The sequence below is a fragment of the Ruegeria sp. HKCCSA071 genome, from assembly GCF_017872555.1.
Taxonomy (GTDB): Bacteria; Pseudomonadota; Alphaproteobacteria; order Rhodobacterales; family Rhodobacteraceae; genus Ruegeria.
The window spans coordinates 44,624-60,703 of sequence record NZ_JAEDOX010000009.1; the positions used below are offsets into that span (position 1 = coordinate 44,624).

General features: G+C 58.2%; 19 protein-coding genes. 12 read left to right on the plus strand and 7 right to left on the minus strand.

Annotation, left to right across the window (positions count from 1 at the left end):
- Nucleotides 1-99: 99 nt before the first annotated feature.
- The 3 genes from I9188_RS15300 to I9188_RS15310 all read left to right on the plus strand — a co-directional run bounded on the left by I9188_RS15300 (nt 100) and on the right by I9188_RS15310 (nt 2,717).
- On the plus strand, nt 100-795 hold the full coding sequence (locus I9188_RS15300; protein ID WP_245220556.1) for a SprT family zinc-dependent metalloprotease: 696 nt from the start codon (nt 100-102) through the stop codon (nt 793-795).
- 30 nt (nt 796-825) lie between these two features.
- Nucleotides 826-1,473 (plus strand): GntR family transcriptional regulator, encoded by a 648-nt coding sequence (locus tag I9188_RS15305; protein ID WP_209506023.1) that lies wholly within the window; start codon nt 826-828, stop codon nt 1,471-1,473.
- Between the two features lie 113 nt (nt 1,474-1,586).
- Entirely contained in the window at nt 1,587-2,717 is a 1,131-nt protein-coding gene (locus I9188_RS15310) for a lytic murein transglycosylase (protein ID WP_209506025.1), read from the plus strand.
- A gap of 3 nt (nt 2,718-2,720) precedes the next feature.
- Here I9188_RS15310 and I9188_RS15315 read toward each other — a convergent pair whose 3' ends face one another.
- Nucleotides 2,721-3,683: an acetyl-CoA carboxylase carboxyltransferase subunit alpha gene (locus I9188_RS15315; protein WP_209506027.1), complete on the minus strand. Its 963-nt coding sequence runs from the start codon at nt 3,681-3,683 to the stop codon at nt 2,721-2,723.
- Nucleotides 3,684-3,868: 185 nt separating this feature from the next.
- Complete coding sequence (locus I9188_RS15320; protein ID WP_209506029.1) at nt 3,869-4,465, minus strand: LysE family translocator; 597 nt, start codon at nt 4,463-4,465, stop codon at nt 3,869-3,871.
- Nucleotides 4,466-4,538: 73 nt separating this feature from the next.
- Here I9188_RS15320 and I9188_RS15325 point away from each other — a divergent pair, with 73 nt between their 5' ends.
- Together I9188_RS15325 and I9188_RS15330 are read left to right on the plus strand one after the other, a co-directional pair.
- Nucleotides 4,539-4,991 (plus strand): Lrp/AsnC family transcriptional regulator, encoded by a 453-nt coding sequence (locus I9188_RS15325; protein WP_209506031.1) that lies wholly within the window; start codon nt 4,539-4,541, stop codon nt 4,989-4,991.
- 119 nt (nt 4,992-5,110) lie between these two features.
- Complete coding sequence (locus tag I9188_RS15330) at nt 5,111-5,689, plus strand: PA14 domain-containing protein (protein WP_209506033.1); 579 nt, start codon at nt 5,111-5,113, stop codon at nt 5,687-5,689.
- 50 nt (nt 5,690-5,739) lie between these two features.
- Here the strand turns inward: I9188_RS15330 and I9188_RS15335 are convergent, their stop codons facing one another.
- Entirely contained in the window at nt 5,740-6,702 is a 963-nt protein-coding gene (locus I9188_RS15335; protein ID WP_209506035.1) for a CoA ester lyase, read from the minus strand.
- Between the two features lie 294 nt (nt 6,703-6,996).
- On the opposite strand from I9188_RS15335, the gene dgcN reads away from it, so the two are divergent.
- The 3 genes from dgcN to I9188_RS15350 all read left to right on the plus strand — a co-directional run bounded on the left by dgcN (nt 6,997) and on the right by I9188_RS15350 (nt 9,910).
- Nucleotides 6,997-7,998 carry an N-acetyltransferase DgcN gene (gene dgcN, locus I9188_RS15340; RefSeq protein ID WP_209506037.1) on the plus strand — a complete coding sequence of 334 codons (1,002 nt, stop codon included), beginning with the start codon at nt 6,997-6,999 and terminating at the stop codon, nt 7,996-7,998.
- Nucleotides 7,999-8,073: 75 nt separating this feature from the next.
- Nucleotides 8,074-9,039 (plus strand): N-acetyl-D-Glu racemase DgcA, encoded by a 966-nt coding sequence (dgcA, locus tag I9188_RS15345; RefSeq protein ID WP_209506039.1) that lies wholly within the window; start codon nt 8,074-8,076, stop codon nt 9,037-9,039.
- A gap of 10 nt (nt 9,040-9,049) precedes the next feature.
- Nucleotides 9,050-9,910, plus strand: coding sequence for a D-amino-acid transaminase (locus I9188_RS15350; protein WP_209506041.1), 861 nt, complete (start codon nt 9,050-9,052; stop codon nt 9,908-9,910).
- 40 nt (nt 9,911-9,950) lie between these two features.
- On the opposite strand, the gene I9188_RS15355 is transcribed toward I9188_RS15350, so the two are convergent.
- The 3 genes from I9188_RS15355 to I9188_RS15365 form a co-directional block, all read right to left on the minus strand.
- Complete coding sequence (locus I9188_RS15355) at nt 9,951-10,265, minus strand: DUF1244 domain-containing protein (RefSeq protein ID WP_209506051.1); 315 nt, start codon at nt 10,263-10,265, stop codon at nt 9,951-9,953.
- A gap of 88 nt (nt 10,266-10,353) precedes the next feature.
- Nucleotides 10,354-10,593, minus strand: a complete 240-nt coding sequence (locus tag I9188_RS15360; protein ID WP_209506053.1) for a DUF6868 family protein — start codon at nt 10,591-10,593, stop codon at nt 10,354-10,356.
- 86 nt (nt 10,594-10,679) lie between these two features.
- Nucleotides 10,680-11,417, minus strand: coding sequence for an N-formylglutamate amidohydrolase (locus tag I9188_RS15365; protein WP_209506056.1), 738 nt, complete (start codon nt 11,415-11,417; stop codon nt 10,680-10,682).
- Between the two features lie 143 nt (nt 11,418-11,560).
- Between I9188_RS15365 and pyk the strand changes: the two genes are divergently transcribed.
- Nucleotides 11,561-13,006 carry a pyruvate kinase gene (pyk, locus tag I9188_RS15370; RefSeq protein ID WP_209506058.1) on the plus strand — a complete coding sequence of 482 codons (1,446 nt, stop codon included), beginning with the start codon at nt 11,561-11,563 and terminating at the stop codon, nt 13,004-13,006.
- Nucleotides 13,007-13,038: 32 nt separating this feature from the next.
- Here the strand turns inward: pyk and I9188_RS20465 are convergent, their stop codons facing one another.
- Complete coding sequence (locus I9188_RS20465) at nt 13,039-13,545, minus strand: winged helix-turn-helix transcriptional regulator (RefSeq protein ID WP_348540346.1); 507 nt, start codon at nt 13,543-13,545, stop codon at nt 13,039-13,041.
- 137 nt (nt 13,546-13,682) lie between these two features.
- Between I9188_RS20465 and I9188_RS15380 the strand changes: the two genes are divergently transcribed.
- From I9188_RS15380 to rpmI, 3 genes are all read left to right on the plus strand, one after another.
- Nucleotides 13,683-14,120: a universal stress protein gene (locus I9188_RS15380; RefSeq protein WP_209506060.1), complete on the plus strand. Its 438-nt coding sequence runs from the start codon at nt 13,683-13,685 to the stop codon at nt 14,118-14,120.
- Between the two features lie 14 nt (nt 14,121-14,134).
- Nucleotides 14,135-15,685, plus strand: coding sequence for an alanine/glycine:cation symporter family protein (locus tag I9188_RS15385; RefSeq protein ID WP_209506062.1), 1,551 nt, complete (start codon nt 14,135-14,137; stop codon nt 15,683-15,685).
- Between the two features lie 183 nt (nt 15,686-15,868).
- Entirely contained in the window at nt 15,869-16,069 is a 201-nt protein-coding gene (rpmI, locus tag I9188_RS15390) for a 50S ribosomal protein L35 (protein ID WP_010443552.1), read from the plus strand.
- Nucleotides 16,070-16,080: the final 11 nt, after the last annotated feature.

A 16,080-nucleotide genomic window follows, 5' to 3' on the forward strand; every position in this document is an offset into this window, starting at 1 on the left:
TCAAATCCCCTTGATATCAGGTGAGTCGTTTAAATGATTCAGCTCACCTGCCACAGGCAGAGGGCACTGTCAAAGTCTTTGCGCAAGAGAGGTCGCGATATGGGAGAGCACGCATTGCCAGGGACACCGCCAGTGCCGCTGAGATTGCGCAAATCGGCCCGGGCACGGCGCATCAGTCTACGAATCTCCCAGCTGGATGGGCGCGTCACGCTGACTTACCCGACCGGTGTGCCGGAATCCGAGGCATTGAGCTTCGCCCGGACCAAGGAAGGGTGGATCCGGCAGCATCTGCAGGGTCGGCCGGATATGGCCACCGTGCAGTTTGGGCAGGTGATCCCGATCGAGGGTAAAACGCGCCGAATCGTCCCTGCAACCGGGCGGCGGGTTTTGCTGGATGCAGATGAGGTTGCCGTGCCCAAAGGGGCCGAGGCCCGCAGGCTGGCCCGTTATCTCAAGGAATTGGCGCGGGACCGGTTGACCGGAGCCTGCGATGATTATGCAGCTATCTTAGGGCGTTCGTATACGACACTCAGCCTGCGTGACACGCGGTCGCGATGGGGATCATGCAGTTCGCATGGCGGTTTGATGTTTTCGTGGCGCCTTATTCTGGCGCCTCCTGACGTGTTGCACTATGTCGCTGCGCATGAGGTGGCACATCTTGCCGAGATGAACCACTCGCCCGCCTTCTGGGCGCAGGTTGAAAAGATCTTTGGCCCGTATCAGTCGCCCCGCCGCTGGTTGCGTGACAACGGGGCCGAGTTGCATCGCTACAGATTTGACACAGAGCCGAGTTGACGTGGTGTTTTTTTGTGATCACATGAGCAAATGTTGAACGCGCGCCCTTCCGAAACCCAGACCGCAACACATGACCGGGTGTACCGGGCGCTGCGATCCCGGATCATGCATGGTGAGATGGCACCGGGGCAGGCCCTGACCCTTCGGGGCATCGGCAAGGAATTCGGTGTTTCAATGACCCCGGCGAGAGAGGCGGTGCGCCGCCTGGCCGCAGAAGGGGCATTGTTCCTGTCCACATCGGGCCGGGTTTCGACCCCGGAGTTGACGAATGACCGGATTGAGGAACTGGCTGCCTTGCGCGCATTGCTTGAGGTCGAACTGGCAAGCCGGGCCTTGCCCAGGGCACACATGGCCCTGATCGACCGGTTGCAGAGCATCAACATGACGGTTGCCGAGATGGTGACCAAACGGGATGCGGTTGGCTATATCCGCTCGAACCTGGAATTTCACCGAACCCTGTATCTGCGCGCTCAGGCCCCTGCGATGCTGGCCATTGCCGAAACCGTTTGGCTACAGCTTGGGCCGACGATGCGGGCGCTTTATGGGCGTCTCAGACGCGCAGAGCCGCCACACAATCACAAGCTGATCATCGCCGCGCTCAAGGCAGGCGACGAGCCAGGCTTGCGGCTGGCAGTGCGTTCGGATGTGACGCAAGGGCTGCGTTTGCTGGTCAGCTGAGCGGCTTCCTGCCGACATCGACACAGCGCCTTTCCAAGGTGTCACGGTTCTGGCCTGCGCAACCCGGCTGGGTTATTCTTGCGGCAAATCGCAAACAAGAGCAGACCCAAACCATGATTACTCGCCGGACCTTTTCCATTTGCCTCGGATCGACGCTTTTGGCCGCCTGCACGGGTGGCACCGCTCCGTCCGGCACGCCTGCATCCCGGATGCGGGCAGTTCCCAATGCCGGGTGGGATGCCTGGGTTGCCGGTTTCAAGGGCAGGGCAACGACGCAGGGAATTTCCCGGACAACCGTTGACCGCGCCTTTCAGGGGGCCGGTTATTTGCCCGACGTAATAGAACGCGACCGAAATCAGGTCGAATTTAAGCGCAGCCTTGAAGATTACCTTGCCATCGCGGCGTCGGACGAGCGGATCAGCACCGGGCAGCAGATGCTGCGGCAACATAACGGCACCCTGTCGCGGATCGAGGCGCAATATGGCGTGGATAAGGAAATCGTGGTGGCCGTCTGGGGGCTGGAAAGCCGCTATGGTGCGCGCCGCGGTGATGTGCCCGTTGTATCGGCGCTGTCTACGCTGGCTTATGATGGCCGACGCGGGCAGTTCTTTGAAAGCCAGCTGATCGCGGCGATGAAAATCCTTCAGAACGGCGATACCACGCCCGCTAAGATGACTGGCAGTTGGGCCGGGGCGATGGGGCACACGCAGTTCATTCCGACCTCGTATCTTGCCTATGCCGTGGATTTCACCGGCGACGGGCGGCGCGACATCTGGTCAGACGACCCGACAGATTCGCTGGCTTCGACCGCTGCTTATCTTTCGCGTGCAGGTTGGGTGCGGGGCCAACCCTGGGGCGGAGAGGCCGGAACCGTTTCCGGTACTCCGGTGGCCATATTGCAGCCGCAAAAACCTGGCCCCCGCATCGCCGTGTTCCGCAATTTCCAGGTGATCAAACGCTACAACAACTCGGACAGCTACGCGATTGGTGTCGGTCATCTGGCGGACAGGATCGCGGGCGGCGCGCCGTTTCAGGCCTCGTTCGGGCCGGATGCAAACGGGCTGACACTGGACGACCGCAAGGAATTGCAGCGCCGCCTGACATCTGCGGGGTATGACACGCAAGGTGCAGACGGCGTGATCGGAAACAACACCACCACAGCCATCAGCGCGTATCAAAGCGCCAATGGCCTGCCCGTGACAGGTGAGCCTTCGGTTGCGTTGTTGCGCAGGTTGGGTGGCTGACGGTTACGACGCCAGCCCTTTAGATCCGATATCAAGGAATTTCTGACGGCGGTCCTTTATCAGGGCCGCCCCATCCTTGCCGTCCAGTTCAGTCAACATGGTGGTGATGGCCTTGCGCACCGCCTCAACCGTTGCCGGACGATCGCGATGTGCACCACCCTTGGGTTCCGGGATGATCCGGTCACATACGCCCAGCTTGTGCAAATCCTGAGCCGTCAAACGCAGTGCCTCGGCCGCTTCGCGCATTTTTTCGGCATCTTTCCACAGGATCGATGCGCAGCCTTCCGGCGAGATCACCGAATAGACCGAATGCTCCAGCATCGCCACGCGGTTCGCGGTCGCAAACGCCACAGCGCCGCCCGAGCCGCCTTCGCCGATGATGACCGAAACCAGCGGCACGCCGATTTTCAGGCACATCTCAGTCGACCGGGCAATCGCCTCGGATTGGCCGCGTTCCTCGGCCCCTTTGCCGGGATAGGCACCGGCGGTGTCGATCAGGGTAATGACAGGCAGTCCAAAACGCCCCGCCATCTCCATAAGACGCACGGCCTTGCGATAGCCCTCGGGGCGGGCCATCCCGAAATTACGTTCGATACGCGACTTGGTATCGCTGCCTTTCTCGTGGCCGATCACCATCACCGGCTTATCGTTAAAGCGGGCAAGACCACCGATAACGGCCAAATCATCGGCAAAGTTCCGGTCACCGGCCAGAGGGGTGAATTCGGTGAACAGTGCGTCCACGTAATCCTTGCAATGCGGGCGTTCCGGGTGACGCGCCACCTGGCACTTCCGCCAGGGTGTCAGGTCGCGATAGAGTTCATCCAGCAGCTTGGAGGCTTTGGCATCCAGCGCGGCGGCTTCTTCGGCCACATCCATTTCTTCGTTGGCACGAGCCAACGCGCGCAGTTCTTCAGCTTTGCCTTCAATCTCGGCAAGCGGTTTTTCGAAATCCAGATACTGGGTCATGACGCCTCATCTGCGTGAAATTTCCTAGCTATATGCCGCTGGCTGGCCTCAGATGCAACTAGATGAGACTGAAGCGGCATCGTTCATGTCAAAAGCCGTTGATCAGATTGAGAGATTCATTTGCTTGCCAGCACAGTCCCGACATGCCCAGCAAAACAATCGCTGATATCGACCTTTGAGGAAATTCACCCCTGCCAAAGCACGGGATAGAGCGAAACCACAAGCAGCACAGCCATTGTCCAGTTGAATATGACCAATCTGCGCGGGTTCGTTAGCATTCGTGCCATCTGCTGTCCTAAAACGGTCCATGTGCTGACCGATGGTAAGTTGACGGCTCCGAAGACAAACGCAACGATGGCAATCGCATACATCGTCCGATCAGGCGTATAGGCCGTGGCGGCGGTCAGGGCCATGGTCCAGGCTTTTGGATTTACCCATTGAAACGCTGCGGCTTGCAAGAATGTCATCGGCACGCCGGTCGCCTCGGCGCTGTTTGCCGGCGCGGCATGTGCAATCTTCCAGGCCAGATAGAGCAGATAGATAACCGACAGGATTTTCAGCACTGTATAGCTGACGGGATACCGGTCGAAAACCTGCACCAGACCGGCTCCGACAAGCAATACCATGAAGGTAAAGCCGAGCCCAATGCCCAACATATGCGGGATCGAGCGTCGAAAGCCGAAATTCGCCCCCGAAGCCATCAGCATCAGGTTGTTCGGCCCCGGTGTGATCGAGGTTACGAAGGCAAAAGCGATCAGGGCCATAAGGATGTCATAAGTCATGGAGCGAAGTATTGTCGGCTCTGCGGCAAATGAAATTGCTTTTATGTGCGCGTTTCCTGTATTTGTGCAATTAATGATGAAAAATGACAGAATAAACCGCCATATATTGCAGGAACTGACCCGTGACGGACGGATCAGCAATCTCGACCTAGCCGAGCGTGTAGGCCTTTCCCCTTCGGCCTGCCTGCGCCGCGTGCAAGAACTTGAGCGGGCCGGGGTGATCACGGGGTATCGCGCGGTGCTGGACCCGGCGGCGATGGGTATCGGCTTTGTCGCTTATATTGGTGTAGGGCTGGGCGAGCATACGAAGGCCGCGCAGGAGGGGTTTGAACGTGCGCTCCAACAAGCCCCGGAAGTTGTCGAGTGTCACAACATCACGGGAACAATCGAATACCTGCTGCGGGTCGAATGTGCAGACCTGCCGTCTTACAAGACCTTCCATACCGAGGTGCTGGGGACGTTGCCGCATGTCACCTCGATCACATCCTATGTGGTCATGGATTCCCCCAAGAATTTTCGGGCGTGACGTCTTGAATTGTGAAGGCACACTCTCTTGCAGGGCGAAAATTCACGCCCTAATGTCGTGGAAATGACGTTGCCAGGGGATATGCACAGCCATAACGGCACGCAAACAGGGAGAATACGATGAAACGCGTTCGAACAGTGGTGACCGCAGTTGCCTTGTCAATGGTTGCCGGGGCCACCTTGTCTGCCCCGCTTAAACTGCAACCTGCCAACCCGCAGCCTTCTCCGAAGGCGGGGCTGAATGTGAAGTATGTTGGTACAGGTAATCAACACAAGAAGATCCGCGATCTGAGTCAGGCAAAAAGCATGTTGTCCAAAGCACAGCCTGGGCAACCGCTGCGGGGTTTGGATTACAGGGACACCAGTCAGGGTGACGATGTTATGACCTTCGACAGCGCTTATAATGTTGCTGCCGAAATTACGGGGTACATGCGGTTCGATTCGCCGGGGATTTACGAGTTGGAAACCTGGTCGAATGACGGGATAGAAGCATTCGTCGGAGGCCAGAATATTGGCTATGTCACGGGCATTCAGGGGTGCGAGGCCAACCAGCGGACCGAAGTCGAAGTGCCCAGGGCCGGGTGGTACCCGCTCAAGATCATCTATTTCCAGAAGCTTGGAACATCCTGCCTGATGATGAAGTCGGGTAAAAAGGGCGAAAGGTTCACCTGGACGCCGAATGCTGTTTTTGGGCGGTGACGCCAGAAAACAATTGAAAAAGGCGCCGGGTCGGGCGCCTTTTTTATTTCTCAGCCGTTGGCCGCGATCAGTTCGGCCTGTGCCACGATCACCTCGGCCTGCTTGATCGACGCGATGTCGACCAGACGTCCTTTGTAAACTGTCGCACCTTCGCCATTGGCTTTGGCCTGCTCCATCGCTGCGAGGATTTCGCGGGCCTCTGACACGGCTTCCTCCGACGGGGTGAAGACCTGATTGGCCAGCGCGATCTGCTTTGGATGGATGGCCCATTTGCCCACCATGCCCAGCGTGGCCGAGCGTTTGGCCTGTGCAATGTACCCCTCGTCATCGCTGAAGTCACCGAAGGGCCCGTCGACTGGCAGCACGCCATGGGTGCGGCACGCGGCGACGATGGCCGCCTGTGCCCAGTGCCATGGATCCGACCAGTGTTTCGCACCCTCGTGCAGCATGTAATAGTTTTCCTGCGTGCCACCGATGCCGGTGGTTTGCATCCCCATCGAGGCAGCAAAATCCGCAGCTCCCAGGCTTATAGCTTGCAAACGGGGCGAGGAGGCCGCGATTTCTTCGACATGAGCGATGCCAGCCGCGGATTCGATGATAACTTCGAAGCTGATCGGTTTGGCGCGACCTTTGGCGCGTTCAATAGCAGTGACCAGTGCGTCCACCGCATAGACATCTGCCGCACAGCCGACCTTGGGAATCATGATCTGATCCAGACGGTCGCCCGCCTGTTCCAGTACATCGACAACGTCGCGATACCAATACGGGGTGTCCAATCCGTTGATGCGAACGGACATGTATTTGTTGCCCCAGTCCACGGTGTTCAGCGCTTCGATGACATTGGCGCGGGCCGCATCCTTGTCAGAAGGCGCAACTGAGTCTTCAAGATCGAGGTTGATCACATCCGCAGCGGATGCTGCCATCTTCGGGAACAGTTTGGTGTTCGACCCCGGGCCAAACAGCTGACAGCGATTGGGACGCGCCGGTGCGGCAGGTTGGATGCGAAAGCTCATCAGGACCTCGTCTGAGTAATGAAATTGCGATTTTTCTGCTCAATGAGGTATTAAATTGCGTGGCGTGGTGCAAGGGTGATTGTGCATCTGCGGCAATGCGGTCGCAGAAAGAAGCTTCAAACAACCCGAGTGGGGTGACTAAAGTTTAATCATTTTGAAAACTTCGAAGATTTTTGCGCACATTGATAACACTGCGCAAGAATCTCGCGCATAGGTCGTAGTTGACGGACTAGAACGCGAAGCGCTCGTGTTACCGCTTCTCTAGCCTGCCCCGGAATCAAAGGAGTGACCGCGATGATCGAGACACCGTACCTGCTGTTTCTGGGCGATGCGCCCGACCAATTGGCGGCCAAAGTGGCTGTTGGGATCAAGGACTGGCGTCCGGAAAACGCCGTGGGCCAGTATCGAATGGATAGCTGCAAGGCCGATCTGGGCTTGACTGACATGACCCTGACCGAAGCGAAAGAAGCCGGTGCCAAGACGCTGGTGATTGGCGTAGCGAACCGCGGCGGTGTGATCAGCAAGGCCTGGAAAGAAGTTCTGATAGAAGCGCTGGAAATGGGCTTTGATCTGGCGTCGGGCTTGCACAACCTGCTGCGCGATGAAGGCGATCTTGTTGCCGCGGCACAAACGCATGGCTGCACCTTGCATGACGTGCGTGTGCCGACTGTCGGATACCCGATCGCAAATGGCCGCAAGCGCACAGGCAAGCGTTGCCTCGCGGTCGGAACCGATTGCTCGGCGGGCAAGATGTACACGGCGATGTCGATGGATGCCGAGATGCGCAAGCGCGGCATGAAATCCACCTTCCGTGCCACAGGTCAGACAGGCATCCTGATCACCGGGCAGGGTGTTCCGCTGGACGCGGTCATTGCAGACTTCATGGCTGGCTCGGTCGAATATCTGACACCGGACAATGACGAGGATCACTGGGACCACATTGAAGGGCAGGGGTCGCTGTTCCATGTCTCTTACTCGGGTGTGACCATGGCGCTGATCCATGGCGGGCAGCCCGACGCACTGATCCTGTGCCACGAACCGACCCGGACCCATATGCGTGGTTTGCCCGAGTATTCCCTGCCGACACTGGCGCAATTGCGTGACACGGCCCTGCCGCTGGCGCGGATTGCAAATCCGGCCTGTCAGGTTGCGGGTGTGTCGGTCAACACGCAGAACCTGAGCGAAGACGACGCCAAGGCTTATCTGGCCAAGGTCGAGGAAGAGTTGGGTCTGCCCGCAACCGACCCGTTCCGCTTCGGTGCCGGTAAGCTGGTGGACGCGCTGGCCGCAATGTGATCTGAACAACGCGCCGGTGGCGGGGCTGTTCCGCCTCCGGCGTGAGTATTTGGGAAAAGATGAAGGAACGGGTGCGTGCATATTGAGGTTTCTCGCGATGTGTTCCGGCTGGCGCAGGTCTTCACCATCTCGCGCGGGTCGCGGACCGAAGCAAAGGTGCTGACGGTTCGGGTTTCGGACGGAACTCATCAGGGCTGGGGCGAATGCGTTCCTTATGCGCGTTATGACGAAACGCTCGAGTCTGTTGAGGGCGAGATTGCCGGTCTGCCCGCGGATGTCACCCGCCAGTCACTGATGGATCTGCTGCCCGCAGGCGCCGCGCGGAACGCCGTGGATTGCGCCTTGTGGGATCTGGAATGCAAACGTGTTGGCAAGCGCGCCTGGGACCTGGCAGGTCTGCCCAAGCCCGGCCCCGAGATCACCGCCTATACATTGTCGCTGGACACACCCGAGGCAATGCAGGCGCAGGCGGCCGCGAACGCGCATCGCCCGCTTCTGAAGATCAAGCTGGGCACGCCCGATGACATGCCCCGGCTTGAAGCTGTGCGCGCCGGTGCTCCGAAGTCCAAGGTCATTGTGGATGCGAACGAAGGCTGGTCGGCCGAGGTTTACGCCGACCTCGCCCCGCATCTGGTGCGGCTGGGCGTGGCGTTGGTGGAACAGCCCTTGCCCGCGGGAGATGACGACGCATTGATCGGAATGAAGCGCCCGGTGCCAGTCTGCGCTGACGAATCCTGCCATGACCGCGCCAGCCTGCCCAAACTGAGGGGTAAATATGATGTCATCAACATCAAGCTCGACAAGACCGGGGGCTTGACCGAGGCGCTGGAGTTGCGCACGGCGGCAGTTGCCGAAGGCTATGACATAATGGTGGGATGCATGGTTGGCAGCTCGCTTGCCATGGCGCCTGCGACATTGCTGGCACAGGGTGCGATGGTAACGGACCTTGACGGCCCGCTTCTATTGGCCGAAGACCGCGACACCCCGCTGAATTTTGACGACGCCGGAGTGCACCCGCCTGCGGCCGCACTTTGGGGCTGAGGAGACGAACATGACACGTACCGTTTACGTAAATGGCGAATACCTGCCCGAGACTGAGGCCAAGGTTTCAATTTTTGACCGTGGCTTCCTGTTTGCGGACGCGGTTTACGAAGTCACAAGTGTGCTGGACGGCAAGCTGATCGACTTCGAAGGTCACTCAGTCCGTCTGAAGCGTTCGCTGGACGAGCTTGAGATGGCCGAGCCCTGCACCAAGGATGAACTGCTGGAAATCCACCGCAAGCTGATCGAGCTGAACGGCATCGAGGAAGGTCTGGTCTATTTGCAGGTCTCGCGCGGCAGCGATGGCGACCGGGATTTCGTGTTTCCGTCGGCAGATACCAAGCCCAGCCTCGTTCTGTTCACGCAGAACAAGCCCGGGCTGGCTGACAGCCCGGCGGCAAGGAAAGGTGCCAAGATCATCTCGATCGAAGACATCCGCTGGGGCCGCCGCGACATCAAAACGGTGCAATTGCTTTACCCGTCGATGGGCAAGATGATGGCCAAGAAAGCGGGGTGCGACGACGCATGGCTGGTCGAGGACGGCTTTGTGACCGAGGGCACCAGCAACAACGCCTATTTCGTCAAGAACGGCAAGATTGTTACCCGCCCTCTGTCCAACGATATCCTGCACGGTATTACCCGAAAGGCCGTGCTGCGGATGGCGGCTGAGGCGCAGATGGTGGTGGAAGAGCGTCTGTTCACCATCGACGAGGCCAAAGAGGCGGACGAGGCATTCACAACCTCGGCCAGTGCCTTTGTGATGCCGGTGGTCGAGATCGACGGTGTGGCGCTGGGCGACGGAACACCGGGTCCGATTGCCAAGCGTTTGCGCGAGATTTATCTGGACGAAAGCCGTAAGGCGGCGATCTGAAGAAAAAGGCCCGCTGCAGCGGCGGGCCTTTTCTCAGGCGTCAGCCTTTATCGGTGACATTTTCTTCGAAGGCGACCTTGAAGGCGGCTTGTTTCTCGGGGCTGGCTTCGGTCTGGTAGTTGGTCTTCCACTCATCCATGGTCATGCCATAAAAAACTTCGCGGGCTTCTTCCTTGCCCATCTCGATGCCTTTTTCATTGGCCGCTTCCTGATACCAGCGCGACAGGCAGTTTCGGCAGAATCCAGCAAGGTTCATCATGTCGATATTCTGCACATCGGTGCGGTCTTCCATCAGGTGCTTTTGCAGCCGGCGGAAGGCCGCAGCCTGAAGTTCGATTTCGGTTTGCTTGTCCATAGTGTGGCTCCGAAAGGCAGTGTGTGTTGCGTCTGACCTAACAATCCTGCCGTGTCGTTACAACAACGGCGCTTGTGGTCGGTGCCATCTACATCAGCTTCAAAGCCAGCCAGGGCATGATGCAAAAGATCAGTGTCAGGATCTTGTAGTTGGCAAGGTATCTGAAATAGGCGCGTTTCACGTCGGCGCGATCCATCTGAAACATCCTGCCGTGAATGCCAGCGATCCAGTCCTGAAAAAGAAGAATCATGACTGTGCTGAACAGCAAAACCGCGATATTAAGCGCGGCCATCCAGCCGAAAAACGTTGTCAGAAACTCAAGTGTCATGACGATCCCCTTTCCCGCATTATATGGGGATCAGGGATTTTGCTCACAATGGCGTGAGCGGAGGAACGCCCCAGCAAACCTTGCGGTCAAAGGTCGCTGGCGCCCAACGCATCTTGCAGGATTATCGCCAGCCGCTCGGCCCAATGCCGTTGCCCGGCATGGTCGGCGATCAGGTCGTTGCGCAGCTCGATCAATGCATTGGGACGGCCAAAAGCGGTGCAGTGCTTGTCAATCGCATCACCAGGCAAAACGCCGGTATAGGGTTCATTGACACCAACGCACAGGTCATCTTCCTGTTGCAGCCGGTCGATCAAAGGGTGCGAAAACCGCTCGTCCGGGGTGTGCAAAACGCCAATGTGCCATGGTCGGGGGTCACGTCCACGCAACTGGCGCGTGAAGGAATGCATCGACACAATTACCGCATGTGGCAGTGCCGCCAACTCGGCCAACGCTGTGTGGTAGGGGCGATAGCACATGTTCAGGCGGCGTTCGCGTTCGGCGGCATCGGCATTGCGGTTGCCGGGAATGATCGACCCGTCATACAGTTTCATCAACAGCGTGGGGTCATCTTCCCCTCGGTTCGGGTCGATTACGAGGCGCGAGAAATTGGCGGCAATCACCGGCGCGTTCAGAATCTCGCCCAGATGTTTTGATACCTCATACGCGCCGACATCATAGGCGATATGGCGCTCCATGTCCTCGCGCGGCAGGCCAAGGTCGCCGTCATTGACCTCGGGGGGGACAGTGTTGGTTGCGTGGTCGCATGTGATCAGCCATCGGGACGGGCGATCCGCGCCGTGAACGAAAAACGGGGTGTAAGTCATAAGCCTGTCATCTAGTTTGTCGAAGGTGTAGGGCAGTTGCTTTAAAAAGGGAATTGCGCAATAAGCGCCATAGCAGTGTTTGCGGTAACATTTTGCAAAAGCTGATCTGTGCAATCTGAGCCGGCATGAGGAGGTCAAGACCAATGCGACGCCTGAGAAATGTAAAAATCGTGGCGACGCTGGGACCGGCGTCCAGTGATTATGACACCATTCGCGCCCTGCACGAGGCCGGGGCAGATGTGTTCCGTCTGAACATGAGCCACGGCAGCCATGATGAGATTCGCGAACGCCACAGGATCATTCGGCAGATTGAAAAGGATCTGGACAGCCCGATTGCCATTCTGGCTGATCTTCAGGGCCCCAAGCTGCGGGTTGGTGTTTTTGCAAATGATGCTGAGGAACTGGAAGAGGGCGCGGCGTTCCGTCTGGACCTTGATCCAGCCCCCGGCGACACCACCCGCGTGTGCCTGCCGCACCCCGAGATTTTCGCGGCCCTTGAACCGGGCGCGCGCCTTCTGGTCAATGACGGCAAGATCCGTCTGATCGTTGAGGATTGTGGTCAGGACTTTGCCAATTGCACAGTTGAGGTCGGCGGTACGATCTCGAACCGCAAAGGTGTGAACGTCCCGGATGTGGTGCTGCCGCTGGCGGCCTTGTCGGAAAAGGACCGTGGTGATCTGGAGTTCGTCTGCCAGTTGGGCGTTGACTGGCTGGCGCTGAGTTTCGTGCAACGCGCCAAGGATGTGTTCGAGGCCCGCGCGCTGGCTGATGGACGCGCCGCGATCCTGTCGAAGATCGAAAAGCCGGCGGCGGTCGAGGCGTTCGACGACATCCTCGATGCCTCGGACGGTATCATGGTGGCGCGGGGCGATCTGGGGGTGGAGCTGCCGGTATCTGCGGTGCCGCCCATTCAGAAGAGGCTGGTCCGCAAGTGCCGTAGTGCCGCCAAGCCGGTTATTGTCGCCACCCAGATGCTGGAAAGCATGATCGAAAGCCCGATGCCCACCCGCGCCGAAGTGTCGGATGTGGCCACCGCGATCTATGAGGGCACGGACGCCATTATGCTCAGCGCGGAATCGGCGGCAGGTGCTTATCCGGTTGAGGCCGTGCAGACCATGAATAAGGTCGCCATCGAGGTCGAGGCCGACCCGACCTATTCCCAGATCATCGCCGCGTCCCGGACGGCAAAAGGAAGCACTGTGGCCGATGCCATCGTCGCGGCCGCCCGAGAGATTGCTGAAAAGACCGATATCAAAGCCATCTGCTGCTTTACGCAAAGCGGAACGACCGCCTCATTGACAGCCCGCGAACGTCCCGGTGTTCCGATCATCGCGATGACATCGTTGATGGGGACCGCGCGCAGGCTTTGCCTGAGCTGGGGATGCAATTGCGTCATGACGCCCGAACTTCAGCGGTTCAAAAGCGCCGTGGTCAACGCGGCCCGCGCGGCGCGGGCAGGGGGGTTTGCAACCGAAACCGATCAGATCGTGGTTACGGCCGGTGTCCCCTTCAACGTTCCCGGCACTACCAACATTCTGCGGGTGGCCCCTTGTGATGAACGGCTGATCTACAGCACGGATCCGGAATAACCGCACCCTGACACTCGGGCCCGAGTGTCATGTCAGCCAACCGGCTCTTTTACAATTTCCATAACCGTAAAAGAGCTGGTCTGGTGTATCCCCGGCAGCTTGTTGATCTTCTCGCCCAGCACCAGCCTGAAATGCGCAATATCGCGCGTTCGAACAGTCAAAAGATAATCAAACGAGCCCGCCACCATCAGGCAGCTTTCGATTTCCGACACATTCCGAACAGCGTCGTTGAACCTTACCAGGGATTGTTCCGCCGTCGCGACCAGGGATACCTGCACCACGGTCAACAGCGCCAGCCCCATCCTTTCCTTGTCGACGACGGCTCTGTACCCTTTGATATAGCCATTCTTCTCAAGTCGTTTTACACGCTCGGAACAGGGCGTATTGGTCAGGTTCACGCGCGCCGCCAACTCAACTATCGAGAGCCGTCCATTGGCCTCCAGCTCGTGCAGGATGCGTTGGTCGATTTTGTCTAAATCTCTACTAATTAGTAAAATTCCCTGTATTTTTGGCGCAATACGACAAATTACACTGAAGATGGCCCAAAAAAATCTCCAATTCCTAGTGAAATTTCCTAATACTTATCAAAGGGTGGTCTTATTGAAAAGTTCCAAGTTCCGGCCGCCCTGCCGGGGGCGTGGGCCCCGGCCTTAACAACAAAAAACGGAGGAACGAAATGACAACAAAGATTGTCATAGGACTCGACGGGACTGAGACCGGCGAGCGTGCGATTGCCTTTGCCAAGGATTTGGCAAAGCTGATCGGAACGTGCGATTTGCTGGTCGCTTATGTGATCGAATGGTCACCTTACACATTCCAGACACCTGAAGAAAACGCCCAGCGCCACAAGCGCCGCGAAGAAGAGGTTGATCTGGCGATGTCGCGTGTCGTGACACCTGCTGTAGAGGCCCTCAGGGCGGCAGGTTTCGAGGCGCAGGGCATTGTGCGCCATGGAGATGTAGCGGAAACGCTGAACGCCATCACGGTCGAAAACGGAGGTTCGCAAATCGTCGTGGGCCGGGCGTCCGCGGACGGGATCAAGAAACGTCTGTTCGGAAGTTCGACGCAATACCTGGTAATGCATGCCGACGTTCCGGTTACGGTAGTGAACTGAAGGGAGGGCCAAAAATGAGAACGCTAAAAACACTTGGCGCCGTAATGGCCGCCACCATTGCCGCCAGCCCTGCCCTTGCACAAGAGGCGCCGGGACTGGATGAAAAAATCAACCAAGCCTTTGCGAACCTGACCGGACCGTTTGTCAGCTTCATCTTTGCGCCGCTGCCCGGAACCAGCTTTCCGTGGATCGTTATGTGGCTGGTGATCGCTGCAACGGTTTTTACGTTGTATTTTGCCTTTGTGCAGATGCGGTTCTTTAGCCACGCGATCAGCCTTGTCAAAGGTGATTACTCCGATCCCAACGATGCGGGCGAGGTCAGCCACTTTCAGGCTCTGGCCACGGCGCTGTCCGGAACTGTCGGTCTGGGGAATATCGCGGGCGTGGCCGTTGCCGTTGGCATCGGCGGCCCGGGCGCAACCTTCTGGATGATCCTTGCGGGCCTTCTTGGCATGGCGTCGAAATTCACCGAATGTACGCTGGGCGTGAAGTACCGCAATGAATACGAAGACGGTACAGTATCCGGTGGCCCGATGTATTACATGTCCAAGGGCTTTGACGAGCTGGGCCTGCCGGGCGGCAAGATCCTGGCGGTACTGTTCTCGATCTTCTGTATTCTGGGCGCATTGGGCGGTGGGAACATGTTCCAGGCCAACCAGGCACATCAACAGATCGCGGGTATCGTTGGCGACTATCCGGGCTGGATTACCGGCATTGTTTTTGCTGGTGTCGTGTTCATGGTCATTGTTGGCGGCCTGAAATCCATTGCACGGGTGACCGAAAAGGTCGTGCCGTTCATGGGTGTGCTGTATGTCGCCACCGCACTGGTCATCATCGCGATGAATGCGGACATGATCGGCTGGGCCTTTGGTCAGATCTTTGCCGGTGCCTTCACGGGGCTGGGTGTTGCAGGGGGCATGGTCGGTGCGCTGATCCAAGGCTTCAAGCGCGCGGCATTCTCGAACGAGGCGGGCGTGGGCTCTGCAGCTATCGCGCACTCGGCGGTTCGGACCAAGGAGCCGATCACCGAGGGTTTTGTATCGCTGCTTGAACCCTTCATCGATACCGTCGTGATCTGTACCATGACGGCGCTGGTGATCATCATCACGCAACAGCTGATCATCGATCCTGAAACCGGCAACTACATGCTGAACGAAGCGGGTTCCGCCATCGCAACAGTGGATGGAAATTCCGGTGTCAGCCTGACTTCTGCCGCGTTTGGCAGCGCGTTCAGCTGGTTCCCGTACATCCTTGCGATTGCGGTGATCCTGTTTGCCTTCTCGACCATGATCAGCTGGTCCTACTATGGCCTCAAGGCCTGGACCTACCTGTTCGGAGAAGGACACACAAAAGAGCTGATCTTCAAGGTCATCTTCTGTGTCTTCGTGGTGATCGGCGCTGCGGCCAACCTCGGCCCCGTTATCGACTTCTCGGATGCGGCGATCTTTGCGATGGCGGTTGTGAACGTCTTTGCTCTCTACTTCCTGATGAAAGTGGTGCGGCAGGAACTGGCGTCCTACTCCGCAAGGCTGAAGAGCGGTGAAATCCGCAAATTCGAACACTAAATCCAATCACCGGGGCGGCTTGTGTCGCCCCGGTGCCTGACCAGGCTGCAAAAAGCACAGATTCTGGTCCAAACCCCCTTGCCAGTATGACCGAACTTGCGTAAACGGCGCTTCTGATCGCGTGACCGGCCGAGATGGCATGCCGAGTCGCGTCTGAAACCGAACCCGAAAAAGGAGACGGAAATGCCTAAGATGAAGACCAAATCAAGCGCCAAGAAGCGCTTCAAGGTGACTGCGACCGGTAAGGTCCTTGCTGGCCAGGCCGGCAAACGGCACGGCATGATCAAGCGGACCAAGAAATTCATCCGCGACGCCCGTGGCAACACCACCCTGTCCGCCCCCGACGCAAAGATCGTCAAGGGCTACATGCCCTACGACCGCTAAGAGGAGATGTA